This is a genomic window from Kitasatospora albolonga (assembly GCA_002082585.1).
Classification (GTDB): domain Bacteria; phylum Actinomycetota; class Actinomycetes; order Streptomycetales; family Streptomycetaceae; genus Streptomyces; species Streptomyces stephensoniae.
Genome location: CP020563.1, coordinates 2,700,986 through 2,720,294, shown reverse-complemented (window position 1 = coordinate 2,720,294; position 19,309 = coordinate 2,700,986). Strand labels below are relative to the sequence as shown.

At 72.5% G+C, this 19,309-nt stretch carries 12 protein-coding genes; 6 read left to right on the top strand and 6 right to left on the bottom strand.

Annotated features, from left to right (window positions below):
• Window positions 1–33: 33 nt before the first annotated feature.
• The 5 genes from B7C62_11750 to B7C62_11730 form a co-directional block, all read right to left on the bottom strand.
• Window positions 34–2,268: a glycosyl transferase gene (locus tag B7C62_11750; protein ARF72868.1), complete on the bottom strand. Its 2,235-nt coding sequence runs from the start codon at window positions 2,266–2,268 to the stop codon at window positions 34–36.
• 208 nt (window positions 2,269–2,476) lie between these two features.
• Window positions 2,477–3,361, bottom strand: coding sequence for a sugar ABC transporter permease (locus B7C62_11745; GenBank protein ARF72867.1), 885 nt, complete (start codon window positions 3,359–3,361; stop codon window positions 2,477–2,479).
• Between the two features lie 100 nt (window positions 3,362–3,461).
• Window positions 3,462–4,748: an ABC transporter permease gene (locus B7C62_11740; protein ARF77111.1), complete on the bottom strand. Its 1,287-nt coding sequence runs from the start codon at window positions 4,746–4,748 to the stop codon at window positions 3,462–3,464.
• 85 nt (window positions 4,749–4,833) lie between these two features.
• A complete protein-coding gene (locus B7C62_11735) occupies window positions 4,834–6,195 on the bottom strand; it encodes a sugar ABC transporter substrate-binding protein (GenBank protein ARF72866.1) in 1,362 nt (453 codons plus the stop codon).
• 283 nt (window positions 6,196–6,478) lie between these two features.
• Window positions 6,479–10,588 carry a hypothetical protein gene (locus B7C62_11730; protein ARF72865.1) on the bottom strand — a complete coding sequence of 1,370 codons (4,110 nt, stop codon included), beginning with the start codon at window positions 10,586–10,588 and terminating at the stop codon, window positions 6,479–6,481.
• Window positions 10,589–11,142: 554 nt separating this feature from the next.
• On the opposite strand from B7C62_11730, the gene B7C62_11725 reads away from it, so the two are divergent.
• The 4 genes from B7C62_11725 (at window position 11,143) to B7C62_11710 (ending at window position 16,847) form a co-directional block, all read left to right on the top strand.
• Window positions 11,143–12,870 carry a serine/threonine protein kinase gene (locus B7C62_11725; protein ARF77110.1) on the top strand — a complete coding sequence of 576 codons (1,728 nt, stop codon included), beginning with the start codon at window positions 11,143–11,145 and terminating at the stop codon, window positions 12,868–12,870.
• Window positions 12,871–13,090: 220 nt separating this feature from the next.
• Window positions 13,091–14,341, top strand: coding sequence for a serine/threonine protein kinase (locus tag B7C62_11720; protein ARF72864.1), 1,251 nt, complete (start codon window positions 13,091–13,093; stop codon window positions 14,339–14,341).
• Window positions 14,342–14,445: 104 nt separating this feature from the next.
• Window positions 14,446–15,552: a peptide chain release factor 2 gene (locus tag B7C62_11715; protein ID ARF72863.1), complete on the top strand. Its 1,107-nt coding sequence runs from the start codon at window positions 14,446–14,448 to the stop codon at window positions 15,550–15,552.
• A gap of 353 nt (window positions 15,553–15,905) precedes the next feature.
• Complete coding sequence (locus B7C62_11710; GenBank protein ID ARF72862.1) at window positions 15,906–16,847, top strand: hypothetical protein; 942 nt, start codon at window positions 15,906–15,908, stop codon at window positions 16,845–16,847.
• Between the two features lie 300 nt (window positions 16,848–17,147).
• Here B7C62_11710 and B7C62_11705 read toward each other — a convergent pair whose 3' ends face one another.
• Window positions 17,148–17,348 (bottom strand): hypothetical protein, encoded by a 201-nt coding sequence (locus B7C62_11705; protein ARF77109.1) that lies wholly within the window; start codon window positions 17,346–17,348, stop codon window positions 17,148–17,150.
• Window positions 17,349–17,607: 259 nt separating this feature from the next.
• On the opposite strand from B7C62_11705, the gene B7C62_11700 reads away from it, so the two are divergent.
• Both B7C62_11700 and B7C62_11695 read left to right on the top strand, forming a co-directional pair.
• Window positions 17,608–18,297: a cell division ATP-binding protein FtsE gene (locus tag B7C62_11700; GenBank protein ID ARF72861.1), complete on the top strand. Its 690-nt coding sequence runs from the start codon at window positions 17,608–17,610 to the stop codon at window positions 18,295–18,297.
• Window positions 18,298–18,354: 57 nt separating this feature from the next.
• Window positions 18,355–19,275, top strand: coding sequence for a cell division protein FtsX (locus B7C62_11695; GenBank protein ID ARF72860.1), 921 nt, complete (start codon window positions 18,355–18,357; stop codon window positions 19,273–19,275).
• Window positions 19,276–19,309 lie beyond the last annotated feature (34 nt).

Below are 19,309 nucleotides of genomic sequence, written 5' to 3'. Positions count from 1 at the left end.
AGCGTTCAGGGAGAGAGACCGGGGCGGCGGCCCTCAGCCGCCCGCCCGGGCCCCCGCCGGGTTCTGCTGCGCCGGGAGCACCGCCCGGCGGGCCGAGGGCGGGACCGGCAGCGGCAGTCCGTCCGTCTCCCCGAGGAAGACCCGCCGCACCACGCGCTCGGCGGCGTGCCCGTCGTCGTACGGACAGAACCGGGCCCGGAACGCGGCGCGCAGCTGCGCCGAGCGCGAGCCGCGCCAGTGGTCCGTGGCGAAGATGTCGAACAGCTCGTCCTGACTGCGCGCGACGACGCCGGGAGGGAACGACGTGATGTCGAAGTAGGTTCCCCGGGCCGCCTCGTACGCCTCGATGTCGTCCAGATACAGGACCACCGGGCGGTCCAGGTTGACGTAGTCGAACATCAGCGACGCGTAGTCCGTGATCAGCGCGTCCGAGGCGAGCGCCAGCGTCTCCGGGGAGGGGTGACCGCTGACGTCGATGATCCGGGGGTGGGTCGTCGTACGCGTACGGCTGCCGCTGCCGTTCGGGGTGCGGGGGGCGCGTTCCAGGATCACGAACTGCGGGCCCAGCACCCGGACCAGCAGCTCCAGGTCGAGGACGGGCCGCTGGACGCGCCGGTAGTCGCGGTGGGCCGGGGCGTGGAGGAGGGCCGTGGCGCCCGCCGGGATGCCCAGGGTCTCGCGCAGCCGGGCCACCTCGGCGGGGCCGGTGCGGTGGTAGACGTCGGTGCGCGGCGATCCGTACTCCAGCGTCGTGTACGCGGACGGGTAGGCCCGTTCCCGTACGAGGGTGGAGTGCGGGTTGGCGGAGAGGGCGAAGTCCCAGGTGTCGACGGTGCGCAGCAGCTGCTCGAAGTCGGTGTCCCGGGCGGCGGCGGGCCGGTCCAGGAGGTCGGTGCCGATGGTTCTGAGCGGGGTGCCCCGGTGGGTCTGGAGGAGGATCTGACCGCGCCGCTTCACCAGCCGCCGGTCGAAGTCGGCGTTGTTCACGAGGTACTTGGCGCGGGCGAGGGCGCTCCAGTACGCGAAGGTGCCGGGGGCGAGGGGCTGGGTGCCGGTCGGCACGGTGTGGGCGTGCACGGGACGGCAGAGCCACGCGGTCCGCAGCCCCGGGACCAGCTCGCGGGCCTTCGCCTCGATCGCGGCCGGGCCGCACGCGTACGCCCCGTGCCCCCGGGTGGCGAAGACCGCGTCCCGGGAGCGCAGCGGCAGCAGGAGCTGGATGCGGTAGTGCGCCTGGAGCGCCGCGCTCCGTACCGCCCGGCGCAGGGCCGCCGCGCCCCGGCTCAGCCCGTGGCCGAGGCGCCGGCTCGCGGCCAGGGCCCGGTAGGTGCGCCGGGCCCCCAGCCGCATCAGGCCGTGGCGGAGCTGCGCGGGGAGGGGGGCCGGGGCGCCGGGGGTGTGGTGGCGGCGGCAGGAGGCGGCTGCCAGGCGGAAGAAGGCGGGGCGGCTGGGGAGCGGGAGGCGGTCGCGGGAGGCGTAGACCGCCGAGAAGTGGTCCAGCATCCGGCGGAACAGGACCGGGCGCCACACCGCGAGTTCGGGGCGGGCGTCGACGTACGCGAAGACCCGGTCGTACTGGTCGAAGATGTCGAAGTGCCGCTCGCTGGTGGTGGAGAGGATGTTCCCGCGCCGCCGCTGCCGGTAGGAGACGCAGACCGCGTCCAGGACCGCGATCGACCCGGCGGACATCAGCACCGGGTAGGTCCAGGGGGTGTCCTCGTAGTAGCCGGGCGGGAAGGTGAACCCCTCGGCCTCGACGAACGCGCGGCGGTACGCCTTGTTCCAGACGACCATGAGGAGCTGGAGCAGCTCGGGGCGGTCGGCCAGCCGGAAGGAGGCAGGGCCGCGTTCGTCGAGCCGGTCCGCGAGGACGTTGCGCACGCTCCGGCCCGACCAGTACGTCCGCGCGTAGTCGTACATCAGGACGTCGGGGTCACCGGTCGCCCCGAGCCGGTCGGCGATGGCCCGGAGCGCGTCGGGGAGGAGGGTGTCGTCGCCGTCCAGGAAGATCAGGTAGTCCCCGGAGGCCCGTTCCATACCGGCGTTGCGGGCCGGGCCGAGACCGGCGTTGCGGGGGAGGTGGAGCGCGGTGACCCGGGGGTCCCGGCGGGCGTACTCGTCGGCGATCGGACCGCAGGCGTCCGGGGATGCGTCGTCGACCACGATGATCTCGTAGTCCTCGAAGGACTGGCTCAGCACGGAATCCAGACACGCGTGCAGATACGCCTGGACCCGGAATGCGGGCACGATGACAGTGAACCGGGGCACTACACATCCATGGGTCGTTCGCGGGAACCAGGTGGCCCGCAAACGTCGGATGGAATGACAGGGTTACGCCGGACGAGGCATTCGGGCGAAGTGCGCGGCGAAGCGGCCCCGTTCCGGGCAACGGGGCCGCTTCCGGTTGACGTACGGCTGTGCGGTTCGGTCGTACGCGCGGTCTGACGTACGGGGTTGCTCGACGGTCCCTACGGGGTTACTTGACGGCTCCCGCCATGACGCCCGAGACGAACTGCCGCTGGAACGCGAAGAACACGGCCAGCGGGATGATCATCGATACGAACGCACCCGGCGCCAGCACGTCGATGTTGTTGCCGAACTGGCGTACCTGCTGCTGCAATGCCACGGTGATCGGCGGCGAGTCGGAGCCCGCGAAGATCAGCGCCACCAGCATGTCGTTCCACACCCACAGGAACTGGAAGATCCCGAGCGAGGCGATCGCCGGACCGCCCAGCGGCATCACGACCCGGGTGAAGAGGCGGATCTCGCCCGCCCCGTCCAGCCGCGCGGCCTCCAGCAGTTCGCGCGGGATCTCCGCGAAGAAGTTCCGCAGCAGGAAGATCGCGAACGGCAGCCCGAAGGCCGTGTGGAACAGGACGACCCCGATCGTCGTCTCGAAGATCCCGATGGTGCCGAAGAGTTCGGAGACCGGGATCAGCGCGACCTGTACGGGGACCACCAGCAACCCGACGACCAGCAGGAACCACCAGTCGCGGCCGGGGAAGTCCATCCACGCGAAGGCGTATCCGGCGAGCGAGCCGATCACCACCACCAGCAGGGTCGACGGCACGGTGATCATGATGGTGTTGAGGAGCGATCCGGTGATCGTCGAATTGTCCAGCAGGCGCTGGTAGTTGGAGAAGGTCAGCTCGGAGGGGGCGGTGAAGATCTTCCACCAGCCGGTCGCCGCGATGTTCTCGGGGCTGCGCAGCGAGGAGAGGAACAGGCCGATCGTCGGCATGATCCAGAACAGGGCGACCAGGATCAGGAAGACCCGCATCACCCCGCCGCCGGTCCGGGCGGCGATGCGGGCGCCGAGGGACCGCTTCGCCCCGGGCTCCGGTGCCGTGGATGTGCTCATCGCCGCGCCTCCTTCCGTATCCGCCGGATATTGCTGTCTCTTCCCGGGGGACAACCCCCGGACCCCCGGCCGGGAGGCGTCAGGGGGCAGGGCAGGTCCGTCATCGCCGCGCCTCCTTCCGTATCCGCCGGATATTGAAGAGCATCACCGGCACCACCAGCAGCAGCAGAAGCACCGCGATGGCGCTGCCGATGCCCAGGTCGGCGTCCGTGCCGAAGGAGGACCGGTACAGCTGGAGGGCCAGGACGTTCGCGTCGTCCTGCGTCGAGCCCGGCGCGATGATGAAGACCAGGTCGAACACCTTCAGTACGTTGATCATCAGCGTCACCAGCACCACCGCCAGGACCGGGGCCAGCATCGGCACGGTGATCCGGCGGAACACCTGCCACTCGTTGGCGCCGTCCACCCGGGCCGCCTCCAGGAGTTCGCGCGGCAGGCCCGCCAGCCCGGCCGCGATCAGCACCATGGCGAACCCGGCCCACATCCACACGTAGCTCCCGATGATCCCGGGTGTCACGAGCGTCGGGCCGAGCCAGTCGACCCCGTTGTACGGCTCGCGGAAGTTCTCGGCGGGCAGACGGAGTTGGGCCCCGTCCGCCGACGCGGGCAGGGTGAACACCCCGTCGGCCCCGGCGGTCGCGGTGGCGACGACCCTGCCGTCCTTGACCGCCTCCACCTTCAGCCCCTTCAGCCCCAGCTCCTCCGGGTCGACGACATTGGGCTTCCCGCCGCCGCCCCGGGTGAAGTCCAGCCAGGCCGTACCGGTGATCCCGTCCCCGTCCGCCACCGGGTCCGCCTTCGCCGGGCGGGCGTCGCCCGGCATCTTCGCCGGGGCCACGCCGACCAGGGGCACCTGGACCGGCACCCCGGCCCGTACCGGCTCCTTGGAGACGTACGCCCCGCCCTCGCCCTTCTCCAGCGGGTGCACGGGCAGCGGCCGCGCCTTGGGGAAGCCCGCCGACTCGCTGAACATGTCGTGCACGCTCACCGCGACGGCGTTGGCCACCCCGCGCTCGGGCGCCTGGTCGTAGACGAGGCGGAAGATGATGCCCGCCGCCAGCATCGAGATCGCCATCGGCATGAAGACGATCAGCTTGAACGCCGTACCCCAGCGGATGCGTTCGGTCAGCACCGCGAAGATCAGGCCCAGCGCGGTCGCGACGGTCGGGGCGAAGACCACCCAGATCGCGTTGTTCTTCACCGCGGTGAGGATCGTGTCGTCGGTGAACAGCGCCTTGTAGTTGTCGATCCCGGCGAAGCCCGTACCGGCCTGGTCGAAGAACGACCGGTAGACGGAGTAGCCGATCGGATAGAGCACCAGCGCGCCGAGCAGCACCAGTGCGGGCAGCAGGAACGCCGCCGCGATGAGGCGGCGGGTCCCGGTCACGCTCCTGTTCTTCGCGGGCTTCAGAGGGTCCGTGTCTGCGGGGGGCGCCGCGTCGGCGCCCCCCGCGTTCGTCGTCGTCACCGCGTCAGCTCTTGTACGCCTTGGCGGCCTCGGACTCCAGCTTCTGCTGGGCCCCCGCGATGTCCTTCGGGTTCTTCAGGAAGTCCTGGAGGATCTTCCACTCACCCTTGCCGGGCGTCCCGCCGAACGACTGCGGGGCCTGGTCGGACATGTCGAAGCGGACGTCGTCCCCGGCCGCGACGAGCGCCTCGGCCATCGTGCGCTGCACGTCGTTGGGGTACGCGGCCACATCCAGGCTCTTGTTCGGCGAGATGAACCCGCCGGCCTCGGCCCAGATCTTCGCCGCGTCCGCCGAGGCCAGCCAGGTCAGCAGCGCCTGGGCGCCCTTGCTGTCCTTCAGCGCCACCGCCGCGTCGCCACCGGTCACCACGGGGGAGTCCGCACCGACCGCCGGGAACGGGAAGACCTTCGCGTCCGTACCGATCTTCGCCTCGGTCTGCGCGATGTTGATGGAGACGAAGTCGCCCTCGAAGACCATGGCGCCCTTGGGCTGGTCGCCCCCGGTGAACGTCTGGGTCACCGAGGCCGGGAACTCCGTCTGGAGCGCCCCGTCGGCCCCGCCCGCGATCAGCTCCGGCTTGCCGAACAGCTCAGCCAGCGTGGTCAGCGCGTCCTTGACGGATGGGTCGGTCCACGGGATCTCGTGCTTCGCCAGCTGGTCGTACTTCTCCGGGCCCGCCTGGGAGAGGTAGACGTTCTCGAACCAGTCGGTGAGCGTCCAGCCGTCGGCGCCCGCGACGGAGACCGGGGTGACCCCGGAGGCGGATATGGTCTCCGCGGTCTGGATGAACTCCTTCCAGGTCTTCGGCTCGGTGGCGCCCGCGTTGTCGAAGGCCGCCGCGTTGTACCAGATCAGCGACTTGTTGGCGGCCTTGAAGTACACCCCGTACTGGGTGCCGTCCACCGCCCCGAGGTCCTGCCAGACCTGGGCGTAGTTCTTGGTCAGCTGGGCCTTGGCCTCCTCGCCGACCGGCTTGGCCCACTTCTTGGCCACCGCCTGCTGGATGGCGCCCACCTGCGGGATCATCGCGACGTCCGGCGGCTGGCCGCCCGCGATCTTCGTACCGAGGAAGTTGACGATCGGGTCCTGGGCCGGGACGAAGGTGACCTTCGCGCCCGTACGCTTCTCGAACTCGCCCAGCACCTTGGTGAAGTTGGCCTGCTCGGGTCCTGTCCAGACCGCGGCGACGGAGATGTTCTCCCCGTCCAGCTTCGGCAGGGTGACGGTGGGCGCGCTGTCCGTGCCCTTGTCCGTCCCGCCGCCCGACTTCTTCGCATCGCCGCCGTCCCCGCAGCCCGTCAGCGCCAGCGCGCCGACCGCCGTGAAGACGAGGGCCGCCCTGCGTAGGGAATGGGTTGTCCGCATCTCTGCCCCGTCTCTTCCGTACGCGCCCGACCACGCTGTCGTCGCCCCGGGCCCGCGTCGTCCGTGCGCACAGTCCTACGCCCGGCACACGGGCCCCGCAATACCGCCGCCGGGCCCAACACGTTGATCGTGATGGGCTCGTGACGTCACGTCAGCAAATGCCGGGGGATGTGGCGGAATGAGGTGAGGAAGGGGCGGGCAGGGGCAGGAGTGCCAGGTCGGGGGTGCGCGTTGTCGGGCTCCTGCCCTCACGGGTTCACGGGTTCACGCCGGCCTCAGGGGTTCACGTCGGGAACGGGATCAGCGGCGGCAGCCGCTCGGCGTTCACCGAACGGGCCGCGCGCTCCAGGGCGCTGGCGAGCAGGGCGAGGTCCGTCGGCCCGTTGCCCAGCTCGCGGACCGGGCGCCGGGTCGGCGGATCGCCCATCCGTTCCCACTCCAGCGGTACGACGGTGGGGCGCAGCGTCGCCGTACGCGGGATGCGGCCCGTGACCCGGCCGCCCTGGAACGGGGTCACCCGGCCGTCCGGGTGCCCCAACCGGCCCCGGCCCGGAGCGGGTTCGTCCGGGGAGGGCGGCAGGACCGGGGCGTCGAGCACGATGCGCAGCCGCGCCCCCCGGGCCAGCTCGGTGTCCTCCGTGCGGTCCGGGCGCGCCGAGGTGGCCACCAGGTGCACCCCGAGCCGCCCGCCGTCCCGGGCGACGGCCTCCAGCGCCCGCACCACGGAACCGGCGGCGGGGCGGCCGGGGCTGCCGAGCCCCGGGGCGACCAGTGCGTCGAAGTCGTCGGCGAGCACGACGAGGCGCGGCAGCGGTGAGGGGCCCGGGTCCGTCGCCCGCGCGGCGACCGGGCGCAGCCGCAGGGTCCCGCTGGCCGGGGAGTCCAGGTCGCCCCGGTGCTCGGCGCCGCTCGGCGGGCGCTGGCCCACGACATGCCGGGACTCCTCCTGCCGGGCCTGCTCCGCGTGGCGGGCGTGCCAGGTGGTGAAGTCGAGCGGGCCGAGCAGCTCGGCGCGGCGCTTCAGCTCGCCGCCCAGGGCCTGCGCGAACTCCCGCATCCGGACCGGGTCCGAGGCCACGAGGTGCGTGAAGACGTGCGGCAGCTCCGTACAGGGGAGCAGACCTGGTGCTGAGCTGTCGCGCTCCTCGGGCTTCCCGCCGTGGCCGTCGACCAGGAGGATGCCGAGCCGGTCGGGCCGGGCGGCGGAGGCGAGCGAGGCGGCGATGGCCCGCAGCAGCTCGGTGCGCCCGCTGCCCGCGGGGCCCTCGATGAGCAGGTGCGGGCCCTCGTCGGCGAGATCGACGCTGAGGGCACCCCGGGGCCCGGCCCCGAGAACGAGCACGGGCCGCCCGGCGTGCGGGGACGGCGGGGCCTGCGGTGCGGAGCCTGCGGGTGTCTGACCTGTCTGACCTGTCTGACCGGCGCCGTGTGACGGTGACGCGGCCGAGGGGTACGGCGTGCGGCTGGAGTCTCGGGTGTCGGCCGAGGGGTACGGCGTACGGCTGGAGTCTCTGGAGTCCGCGCCCGGGTATGGCGTACGGCTGGAGTCCCTGCCGCCCGTGCCGGGGTACGGCGTGCGGCTGGAGTCGCGATCGCCCGTGCCCGGATACGGCGTACGGCCCGAGTCGCGGTCCGTCCCCCGGTACGGCGTGTGGCCCGGGGCCGGGGTGTCCTGGGAGCGGTGGCCGGTGGCCGTGCGCTGGGGGCCGACGCGGGGGGCCGTGCTGAGGGTGCGGCTGGAGCCGGGGGTCTCCAGGTCCGCCCGGGGCGGGGGAGCGGCGGCGGGGCGGGGCACCGAGGCGCCCGGCTGGTGCTCCGCGGTGGAGGCCCAGCGCGCCATGAGCGACGCCGGGGTCGCGCGGGCCAGGCCCAGCTCGTCCAGCAGCCGGGCCGACGGCGGCAGCGCGGCCGTCGTCGGGCGGCCCGCCAGCGCGGCCGAACCCTCGTCCCGCAGCGGCGCCAGCGCCCGCCCGAACCGCTCGGCCCAGGCCGCCGACACCGCGTCCACCGCCGCCACCGTGCCGTGGCCCGCCGCCTGCCCGCCCGCCGTGCGCAGCAGCCGCAACGCCGTCGCCACATCGCCGCTCAGCATCGCGACCGCCCCGCACTCGCGGAAGGCGATGGAGGCCCGGCAGGCGGCCTCGTACGTCGCGGCCACCGGGGAGGTCGGCGAGGCCGCCGGGGTCTCGGCGAGGCAGATCAGATGGATGCCCGCCGCCGCCCCCGCACCGGCCAGCCGTGCCGTGGTCTCCCGCAGCGCCGCCGTACCCGGGTCGCCGTCCAGGACGACCACCGTGCGCGGGCCCGTGTGCGCCCGGGCGGCCTCGGCCACTTCGGTACGGTCCAGATTCGGCCAGCCGGGACCGAGCGGGCCCTCGTCCAGGCGGCGGACCAGCTCGGCCGTCCGGGCGGCCGCCTGCTCACGGTCGTACGCGAGGAGGAGCCGGCAGTCCTGCCCGTGCATCGGGCGCAGATGCGGCAGCCACCCCAGCCAGGACCACTCGCGGCGCCGCTCCTCCAGGGAGCGGGAGCGGTCCGTCGAGATGAGCACGATCTCCAGGTCGAAGGGGGAGTGCAGCGCGGCGAGCTGCGCCACCGTGGCGCGGGCCAGCCCCGCCAGCCGGGCGCGCGGTCCGGCCAGGCCCAGCGAACCGGCCTCCCGCAGCCCCACCGTCACCGGCACCGAGGGCACATCGGCCCGGTCGGTCGTCCCGAGCCGCACCACGAGCGCCTCCGGGTGCCCGTCGTGGCGCTCCCACAGGCGGGGCCCCGGGCCCAGCGCGGTCAGCAGCACCGCCGCCGGGTCCGGCCAGGTGCCCTCGGGCGCGGACGGCACGGCGGAAAAGGGGGAGAGGGGGGAGGAGGGCGAGGCGAGGTGGCCGGAGTCGCCGGAACCGCCCGAGGAGCCGTACGGGTCCGCGCCTGAGGCACCCGAGGCACCCGAGGCGCCCGAACCGCGCGAGCCACCCGGAGGGCCGCCGGGGGAGGGGGGAGAGGAGTGGGGGTGGCCGGACGGGGTGCCCCCCGCCTCCTGCCACGGGTCCCGGCCCGACGGCCCGGCTCCCCGCGTCTGCTCCGCTCCTCGTGCCCGCTCCGCCCCCGGTGCCTGCTCGCTCCTGCTTCCGCCGCCCTTGAGCCGCCGGGCCCAGGCGCCTATCCCGCCCCGCCGAGGAGCCTCACCCGAGCCGACCGATTCCCGGCTGCCCGAGCCGTACGGGACCTGTCCTCCCGATCCGGCCGCCTCCCGGCCACCCGAGCCGTACGGGGCCTGCCCTCCGTCCGAGCCGTACGGGGCCTGCCCTCCGCCCGAGCCGTACGGGGCCTGCCCGCCCGATCCGGCCGCCCCCCAGCCACCCGCGTCGTACGAGTCCTGCCCTCCGGCGCCGTACAGGCCCCGTCGTCCGCCGCCGCCACCGTCGTCCGCCGCCTCCCAGCCGCCCGAGCCGTACGGAGCATGCTCGCCCGCGCCGTACGCTTCCCGGTCGCCCGCGCCATACGGGTCCTGCCCGCCCGATCCGGCCGCGCCCCGTCCTCCCGAGCCGTACGGGTCCCGTCCGCCGCCGTCGTCCGCCGCCTCCCGCCCTCCGGCGTACGTGCGCTGGTGCGGCGGCGCATCGGGAGCGCCGCCGTGGACCGGGCCGGGCTCCTGGCCCTCGTACGCCATCGGCCCCTGGCTCTCGTGGCCCGCGCCCCCCGGGCGGGAACCGTAGGACGGGGCGTGGGCGCGGTCGTGCGGGTCCGGGTCGGCGCGGCTCACCCGCAGGTGGCCCTCGCCGTCCGGGGCCGTCGGCAGCGTCACCGTACGGGAGCCGGCCGTGAGGCGGAGGGCCGATTCGCCGAGGCGGAGCAGGGAACCGGGCGGGAAGCGGACGGGGCGGTCCCGGACCTCCGTACCGTCCAGGGAGGTGCCGTTCGTCGAGTTGAGGTCGGCGACCGAGACGCGGCCGTCCTCCGCCACCGTCACCGCGCAGTGCAGCCGCGACACGTCCGGGTCGTCCAGCGGCACGTCCGCCTCGGCGGAGCGGCCGATCCGGATCTGCCCGCCGTGCAGCAGATGGACCCCGCCCGCGTCCGGCCCGGCGACCACGTGGAGCCGGGCCGGAACGGAGTCGTCCGTCGCCTCGCCCTCGCCGGGGACCTGGAGCGAGATCACCGCGCCGTCCACCAGCGGCGGCTCACCGAGGGCGATGCGCTGGGAGTCCAGCCGCTCCCGCCCGGCGAAGAGCACCACCGCGCCGCCGCCCTGGGAGCCATCGGGCCCGGAAACGGCCTGGGCCAGGCCGGAGGCGACCGCGGCCAGCGCCGTCCCGGCGGGGGCGGTGACGAGCACGTCGCAGGCGCGCGCCGGGGTCTGGCCGCTGCGCGGCGCGAGGACGGTCAGCCGGATCTGCATCGCCGTCGGCGGTCCCTTCTGCGCGGGGTGCCCGGCAGGGGAGACGCCCTGTGACTCCCCCCACCCGGCACGGACAGGTCGTCCGTACAGGTCGTCACGGACCCCGGGCTCCCGACCCGTCAGATCCGTGCTTGGAGGCATCCTCGCACCTGCCACTGACAACACGCCCGGCGGTCACCTTTAAATGATCTTGAATGGTCGGCTGTGGGCGCAAAAGTGCCTGCTTGCGTCCGGTTCCCGCCGTTCGGAGGGCCGCTGGAGAGCTGTTCCGGGGGTCTTCGGCGGCGACCCGAACAGGCGTCGGACAGGTGCTGGAGAAGTCCCGGACAGGTGTTTGAGCGGTATCGGACGGACGTGCGGCACCCCTGTTCGATCCACCGGCCTCCGGAGTCCGGTGGGTGCGTCGGCCGGGTGCGGCAACCATCTGTCCGGTGTGCGCGTCTTCCACCGAAACGCGACCCCTCGGGGCCGGGTGCGGCGGCATTAGAGTGGGCCGGAACATCCGGGCGGGCCCGGGGGACCGCAAGCACCACGATCAGCAGGGAGCGCATGACGTGCGGCCGGTAGGCAGCAAGTACCTGCTCGAGGAGCCGCTCGGACGCGGCGCCACGGGCACCGTCTGGCGAGCCCGCCAGCGGGAGACGGCGGGCGCCGAGGCGGCCGTCGCCGGGCAGCCCGGCGAGACCGTGGCGATCAAGGTCCTCAAGGAGGAGCTGGCCAACGACGCCGATGTCGTGATGCGGTTCCTGCGGGAGCGCTCGGTCCTGTTGCGGCTCACGCACCCCAACATCGTGCGCACCCGTGACCTCGTCGTCGAGGGCGACCTCCTCGCCCTGGTGATGGACCTGATCGACGGCCCCGACCTGCACCGCTATCTGCGCGCCAACGGCCCGCTGACCCCGGTCGCCGCCTCCCTGCTCACCGCGCAGATCGCGGACGCGCTCGCCGCCAGCCACGCCGACGGCGTCGTCCACCGCGACCTCAAGCCCGCCAACGTGCTGCTCGACGAGCGCGACGGCGGCATGACCCCGATGCTCACCGACTTCGGCATCGCGCGGCTCGCGGACTCCCCGGGGCTGACCCGGACGCACGAGTTCGTCGGCACCCCCGCCTATGTGGCGCCGGAGTCCGCCGAGGGCCGCCCGCAGACCTCCGCCGTGGACATCTACGGCGCGGGCATCCTGCTGTACGAGCTGGTCACCGGCCGCCCGCCGTTCGCCGGGGGCACCGCCCTCGAAGTCCTGCACCGGCACCTCAGCGAGGAGCCCCGCCGCCCCTCCACCGTCCCCGAGCCGCTCTGGACGGTCATCGAGCGCTGCCTGCGCAAGGACCCGGACCAGCGGCCCAGCGCCGAGAACCTGGCCCGTGGTCTGCGTACGGTCGCCTCGGGCATCGGCGTCCACGCGAACTCGGCCCAGATCGCCGCCGCCGAAGGGGTGGGCGCCCTGCTCGCCCCCGACCCGGCGCCCACGGCCGTCCCGGAGACCCCCGGGGCCGCCGACCTCACCCAGGTCCTGCCGAACAACGCGGGCTCGTACGACCCGGCCGCCGCGACCAGCGTGCTCCCGCACTCCGGAGGCCCGGGCGCGGGCCAGGGCCCCGGCGGCAACCAGGGCCACGCCGACCCGACCGCCGTCATGCCGCCCGTGCCGCCGCAGCACCCCGACGGGCAGCCGGACGGGCCGCACCCCTGGCAGTCGCAGCTCCAGGCGGCCCGCGACCGCAACGACCAGACGCAGGTGCAGTACCTGGACCCGAGCCAGGACCCGCTGCGCCGCCGCCCCCAGCGCCAGGCACCCCAGCAGCCTCCCCAGCGGCAGCAGCAGCCCCCGCAGCACCGGCAGCAGCCGCTCCAGCAGCAGTACCCCCAGCAGCAACAACAGCACCAGCAGTACCAGCAGCAACAACACCAGCCCCAGCGCTACCAGGCACCGCCGCAGCAGCACCAGCCCCAGCGGCAGCAGTACGCGCCCCAGCCGCAACAACCCCAGCAGCCCCAGCAGCCCGCCGCCCGCCCGCCGCGCGAGCCGCGCCCGCCGAGGCAGCGCAGTGCCAACCCGATGCGCATCCCCGGCCTCGGCTGCCTCAAGGGCTGCCTGTTCACCGTGGTGCTGCTGGTCATCGCGGGCTGGCTCATCTGGGAGCTGACCCCGCTCCAGGACTGGGTCGCCCAGGGCAAGGGCTACTGGGAGGCGATCGGTGACGCGATCGGCAAGGTGACCGACTGGATCTCCCAGATCGGCGAGGCCACCGGCGAATCCGGCGGTACGGGCGGCGCTTGACGCGGTCACGTCGGCGGTATGGGGTCCTGACGCGGTCACGTCCGGAGGTACGGTCGGGGGGCCCGAGGCCGACACCACCCCGACTCTGTCCCTTTGTCGACTTCTCCGGGCCGATTCGGTCCGGAGAAGTGCAGGTTGGCGCCGTCCCGGGCATGCAGCACCCCGAACGCCGCGTAACTTGGTCGACCGGGGTCCACCGCCAGCCGCTGAGGGAGCAGTCTTGGCACGGAATATCGGCAGCCGGTACACGGCCCACCAGATCCTGGGGCGCGGCAGCGCCGGCACGGTGTGGCTCGGCGAGGGGCCCGAGGGCCCGGTCGCCATCAAGCTGCTCCGTGAGGACCTCGCGTCCGACCAGGAACTCGTGGGCCGCTTCGTACAGGAGCGCACCGCCCTGCTCGGGCTCGACCACCCCAACGTGGTCGCCGTCCGGGACCTCGTGGTGGACGGCAACGACCTCGCCCTCGTCATGACCCTCGTACGCGGCACCGACCTGCGTACCCGCCTGGACCGCGAACGCCGCCTCGCCCCCGAGGCCGCCGTCGCGATCATCGCGGACGTCGCCGACGGCCTGGCCGCCGCCCACAAGGCCCAGATCGTCCACCGGGACGTCAAGCCGGAGAACATCCTGCTCGACATGGAGGGCCCCCTCGGCCCCGGCGGCGCCCACCCGGCCCTGCTCACCGACTTCGGCGTGGCCAAGCTCATCGACACCCCGCGCCGCACCAAGGCCACCAAGATCATCGGTACGCCGGACTATCTGGCCCCCGAGATCGTCGAGGGCCTCCCGCCGCGCGCCGCCGTCGACATCTACGCGCTCGCGACCGTGCTGTACGAGCTCCTCGCCGGGTTCACCCCCTTCGGCGGCGGCCACCCCGGCGCGGTCCTGCGCCGCCATGTCACCGAGACCGTCGTCCCGCTCCCCGGCATCCCCGAGGAGCTCTGGCAGCTCCTGGTGCAGTGCCTGGCCAAGGCCCCGGCCTCCCGGCTGCGCGCCTCCGAGCTCGCCGTACGGCTGCGCGAGCTGCTCCCGCTCCTCGCCGGTATCCCGCCCCTGGACGTGGACGAGCCCGGCGGCGACGAGGCGGAGCAGCAGGCACCCGCGTACGACGAGCAGCAGTACACCCCCGCCGCCGAGGAGCCCCGCCGCCGTGGCGCGGTCCCGCTGGTGCCCGGCTCGTCCCCGGACTCCAACCGGGACACCCACACGAGCATGCGCGTCCCCGCCCCCGACGAGCTGGCCGGCGGCCCCCTCGGCACCGCCCGCGCCCCCCGCGCGCCCGGAAAGCCGCGCCCCGGCTCCGCCCGTAACAAGGCGGCGGCCGTCCGCAAGCGCCGGATCACCCTGGGTGCCGCCGCACTCCTGCTGTGCGCGGCCCTCGCGGTGGGCGGCTGGTTCGCGACGGGCGGCGGCGACGGAGGCCCGGCGGGGCCCCAGGACAGCGAGAACTCGGCACCGGCGACCCCGTAGAGGACCCGTCGCGCGGCGGTTCGGGGGACCGGCCCCGGGCCGGTTTCCCCCTCCGGTTCCCGGGGGAGGGCAAGCTTCATCCGCCATGCCGTTACGCTGGACCCGTGGCAGTCGTCGATATTTCCGAAGAGCTGAAGTCCCTCTCCTCGACCATGGGGTCGATCGAGGCCGTCCTGGACCTGGATGCGCTGAGGGCGGACATCGCCGCGCTCGAGGAGCAGGCAGCGGCACCGTCCCTCTGGGACGACCCGGACGCGGCCCAGAAGATCACCAGCAAGCTTTCGCACCTCCAGGCCGAGGTCCGCAAGGCCGAGGCCCTGCGCGGTCGCATCGACGACCTCGGAGTCCTCTTCGAGCTCGCCGAGGACGAGGGCGACGCCGACACGCTGGCCGAGGCCGAGGCCGAGCTGGAGTCGGTGAAGAAGGCGCTGGACGAGATGGAGGTGCGTACCCTCCTGTCCGGCGAGTACGACGCCCGCGAGGCGCTCGTCACCATCCGCGCCGAGGCCGGTGGCGTCGACGCCGCCGACTTCGCGGAGAAGCTCCAGCGCATGTACCTCCGCTGGGCCGAGCGGCACAACTACAAGACCGAGGTCTACGAGACCGCGTACGCGGAAGAGGCCGGCATCAAGTCGACCACCTTCACCGTCCAGGTCCCGTACGCCTACGGCACCCTCTCCGTCGAGCAGGGCACCCACCGCCTGGTCCGGATCTCGCCCTTCGACAACCAGGGCCGCCGTCAGACGTCCTTCGCGGGCGTCGAGGTGCTCCCGGTCGTCGAGCAGACCGACCACATCGAGATCGACGAGTCCGAGCTGCGCATCGACGTGTACCGCTCCTCGGGCCCCGGCGGACAGGGCGTCAACACCACGGACTCCGCGGTCCGCCTGACCCACCTGCCGACCGGCATCGTCGTCTCCTGCCAGAACGAGCGCTCGCAGATCCAGAACAAGGCGTCCGCGATGAACGTCCTCCAGGCCAAGCTCCTCGAGCGCCGCCGCCAGGAGGAACAGGCGAAGATGAACGCGCTCAAGGGCGACGGCGGCAACTCCTGGGGCAACCAGATGCGTTCGTACGTCCTCCACCCGTACCAGATGGTCAAGGACCTGCGTACGGAGTTCGAGATGGGCAACCCGGAAGCGGTCTTCAACGGCGAGATCGACGGTTTCGTCGAGGCGGGCATCCGCTGGCGCAAGCAGAGCGAGAAGTAACCTCCGCCGTACGCACGTTGGGCCCGGACAGGGAACTGTCCGGGCCCGCCCGCGTTACGGGGGCCCGTGGCGAGTTGGGGGGAAACTGTGCCCGATGCGTCACAGTCGTGCTTTCGCATAGCCGTCAGGAGCCCCCATAAGGGTGCGTACTGCACGGAACGGCCTTGACGTAATCCTTGGCTCTGGACAGGGTGCTAGAGCAGCATGCGTATGTCTGGGACGGGTGTGAACCGGGGGACGGGCGGGGTGACCACGGCACGACGTGGCCCTGCCGAAAGTGATTTCCCCGCGGGCCGCCGTGGCCCGCATATGGCTGCTCCAATGACGAGATCAGCTACTGGGGGTAGCAACAGATGACGAAGAAGACGCGCGTTCGCGTCGCGCGGATAGCCGCCGGTGCGGTTATCGCCGCGGGTGCCTCGCTGACCGCCGCGGGCGCGGCGCAGGCGGTCGGCATCGGTATCGGTGTGGACGGCGGCGGCCTCAGCGCCGATGTGTCGGTCCAGAACGAGGAGAACCCGATCGGGGGCGCCGACCAGGGCGGCACCTCCGAGGGCGCCACGTCCGAGGGCGGCAACGAAGGTGCCACCTCTGAGGGTGGCAACGAGGGCGCCACGTCCGAGGGCGGTAACGAGGGCGCGACCTCCGAGGGCGGTAACGAGGGCGCGACCTCCGAGGGCGGTAACGAGGGTGCCACGTCCGAGGGTGGCAACGAGGGCGCCACCTCTGAAGGCGGTAACGAGGGCGCCACCTCCGAGGGCGGTAACGAGGGTGCCACCTCTGAGGGTGGCAACGAGGGTGCCACGTCCGAGGGCGGCAACGAGGGCGCAACCTCCGAGGGCGGTAACCAGGGCGGCGCGTCCCAGGGCGGCAACACCAGCGGCAATGGTGGCAACACCGGCGGCAACGGTGGCAATGGCGGCAACGGTGGGAACACCGGCGGCAACAGCGCCACCGGCGGTAACGGCGGTACCACCGGGACCGCCGGCTCGACCGGCACCTCGGGCTCCGGCTCCACCGGCTCCACCCCCGACGGCTCCGGCACCTCCGGCTCCGCGACCGGTGGCGACGACGCCTGCACCGTCGACTCCGGTGTGGTCGAGTGCGCCGACAACACGGACACCGACAGCGTCGGCAACCAGCCGGTCGAGCAGAGCAAGGGCAAGGAAGAGCTCGCCGAGACCGGTGCGGCCGAGACCGGCTTCCTGGTCATCGGTGCCGCGACGATGATCGCCGGTGGCATCGGCTTCCGCGTCCTGCCGCGCCTGGTCGGCGGCGGCCGCACGGTCGCCTAGGTTCTCGTCGCCCGGTAGCCGGGCCGTCGTCCGGTAACCGGGGCCCCCGGGGTCCCGGGGACCCGCCCAGAACCCGCTGACGACCGCGTACGAGCGCACCTGAGGCCCCGTACACGGTCCGGCACGGCACAGCGAAAGGCCCGGGAGGCCGCACAACGCCTCCCGGGCCTTTCCGCGCGCGTGAACCGCTCCAGCGGCCGTACGCGGACGTTCCGGGGCTCTCTCGGGGCACAGCGGACCCACACAGCGGCAGCTGCGCGGCGGACAGCCCGGTGCGGGGTCAGACGGGCCCGGTGCGGGTCAGGCGGTCTGGTGGGCCAGCAGCGCGAGCGCCGTCAGCAGCACGACCATCAGCGCGATCAGCATGGCGGGGCTCATCCCGGCCAGCGGGCCCTGCCCCTGCTCCTCCAGCATCTGCTGCCGCACGGCACGGCAGACGCGGCAGCGCCCCTCACTCACGGGGGACGCGCAGTTCGCGCACACCAGTCGGTCATAGGTCATGCGCATTCCTCCTCCCGCGCGGCGGAGCCGCTGACTGCTCTCTCTCCGCACAACGCTCCGGGAAACGCGACCGTTCCCCCCACCACTGTGCCAGCTCCCGCCGTTTTCGGCGCGGCCCGCCGGACAAGGGACGGTCCGACCCGATGCGTACCGGGCGGCGATCCACCATAAATCGCCCATTGCCGGACGCCGCCTGCACGCGTGAGCCCGGTTCGCGTATGGTCACGCTCACCTACTCCCGGCCGACCGTGGTGCATCCGTGATCCGATTCGACAACGTCTCCAAGACCTACCCGAAGCAGACCCGACCGGCTCTGCGCGATGTCTCGCTGGACATCGAGAAGGGTGAGTTCGTCTTCCTGGTGGGCTCCTCCGGCTCCGGCAAGTCGACCTTCATGCGGCTCATCCTGCGTGAGGAGCGCGCCAGCACGGGCATGGTCCATGTGCTCGGCAAGGACCTCGCGCGGCTGTCCAACTGGAAGGTGCCGCAGATGCGCCGCCAGCTGGGGACGGTCTTCCAGGACTTCCGCCTGCTGCCCAACAAGACCGTCGCGCAGAACGTGGCCTTCGCCCAGGAGGTCATCGGCAAGCCCCGCGGCGAGATCCGCAAGGCCGTGCCCCAGGTGCTCGACCTCGTCGGCCTCGGCGGCAAGGAGGAGCGCATGCCCGGTGAGCTCTCCGGTGGTGAGCAGCAGCGCGTGGCGATCGCCCGGGCCTTCGTCAACCGCCCGATGCTGCTGATCGCGGACGAGCCGACCGGCAACCTCGACCCGCAGACCTCCGTCGGCATCATGAAGCTGCTGGACCGGATCAACCGGACCGGCACCACCGTGATCATGGCGACCCACGACCAGAACATCGTCGACCAGATGCGCAAGCGCGTCATCGAGCTCGAACAGGGCCGTCTCGTACGCGACCAGGCACGCGGCGTCTACGGCTACCAGCACTGACCGAGGGCGCCCCCGGGCCCCTCGTGCATGTCGAGCATCGAGTACTGAAAGGACGCCATGCGCGCCCAGTTCGTCCTGTCGGAGATCGGCGTCGGTCTCCGTCGCAACCTCACGATGACCTTCGCCGTCGTGGTCTCCGTCGCCCTCTCGCTCGCCCTGTTCGGGGGCGCGCTGCTGATGCGCGAACAGGTCAGCACGATGAAGGACTACTGGTACGACAAGGTCAACGTCTCGATCTTCCTCTGCAACAAGAACGACGCCAAGGACATGCCCAAGTGTGCCAAGGGCGCTGTCACCGCCGAGCAGAAGAAGCAGATCAAGGCCGACCTCGAGAAGATGGACGCCGTGCAGAAGCCGGTCCACTTCGAGACGGTCGACGAGGCGTACAAGCACTACCAGGAGCAGTTCGGCGACTCCCCGATGGCGGGCAACATCACGCCCGACCAGATGCAGGAGTCGTTCCGCGTCAAACTGAAGGACCCGCAGAAGTACAAGGTCGTCGCGACGGCCTTCGCGGGGCGGGACGGGGTGCAGTCCGTCCAGGACCAGCGGTCCATCCTGGACAACCTCTTCGAGCTGATGAACGGCATGAACGTCGTCGCGATCTACGTGATGATCCTGATGCTGGTCATCGCGTTGATCCTGATCGTCAACACCGTGCGCGTCTCCGCGTTCAGCCGGAGACGTGAAACAGGAATCATGCGCCTGGTGGGCGCCTCCGGCTTCTACATCCAGGCCCCCTTCATCATGGAGGCGGCCGTCGCCGGCCTCATCGGCGGTCTGCTGGCCTGCGCGATGCTGCTCGGCGGCCGGTACTTCCTGATCGACGGCGGTCTCGCCCTCCAGGAGAAGCTGAACCTGATCAACTTCATCGGCTGGGACGCGGTTCTGACGAAGCTGCCGCTGGTGCTCGCGATCGGCCTCCTGATGCCGGCCGTCGCCGCTCTCTTCGCGCTGCGCAAGTATCTGAAGGTTTGAGTGCTCCCCCCGGCAGGAGCCGGGGGGATTCCTG

Coding starts and splice junctions, on each gene's coding strand:
- B7C62_11695 (ARF72860.1), top strand. CDS start 18,355: ATGCGCGCCCAGTTCGTCCTGTCGGAGATCGGCGTCGGTCTCCGTCGC.
- B7C62_11745 (ARF72867.1), bottom strand. CDS start 3,361: ATGAGCACATCCACGGCACCGGAGCCCGGGGCGAAGCGGTCCCTCGGC.
- B7C62_11705 (ARF77109.1), bottom strand. CDS start 17,348: ATGACCTATGACCGACTGGTGTGCGCGAACTGCGCGTCCCCCGTGAGT.
- B7C62_11735 (ARF72866.1), bottom strand. CDS start 6,195: ATGCGGACAACCCATTCCCTACGCAGGGCGGCCCTCGTCTTCACGGCG.
- B7C62_11710 (ARF72862.1), top strand. CDS start 15,906: ATGACGAAGAAGACGCGCGTTCGCGTCGCGCGGATAGCCGCCGGTGCG.
- B7C62_11730 (ARF72865.1), bottom strand. CDS start 10,588: ATGCAGATCCGGCTGACCGTCCTCGCGCCGCGCAGCGGCCAGACCCCG.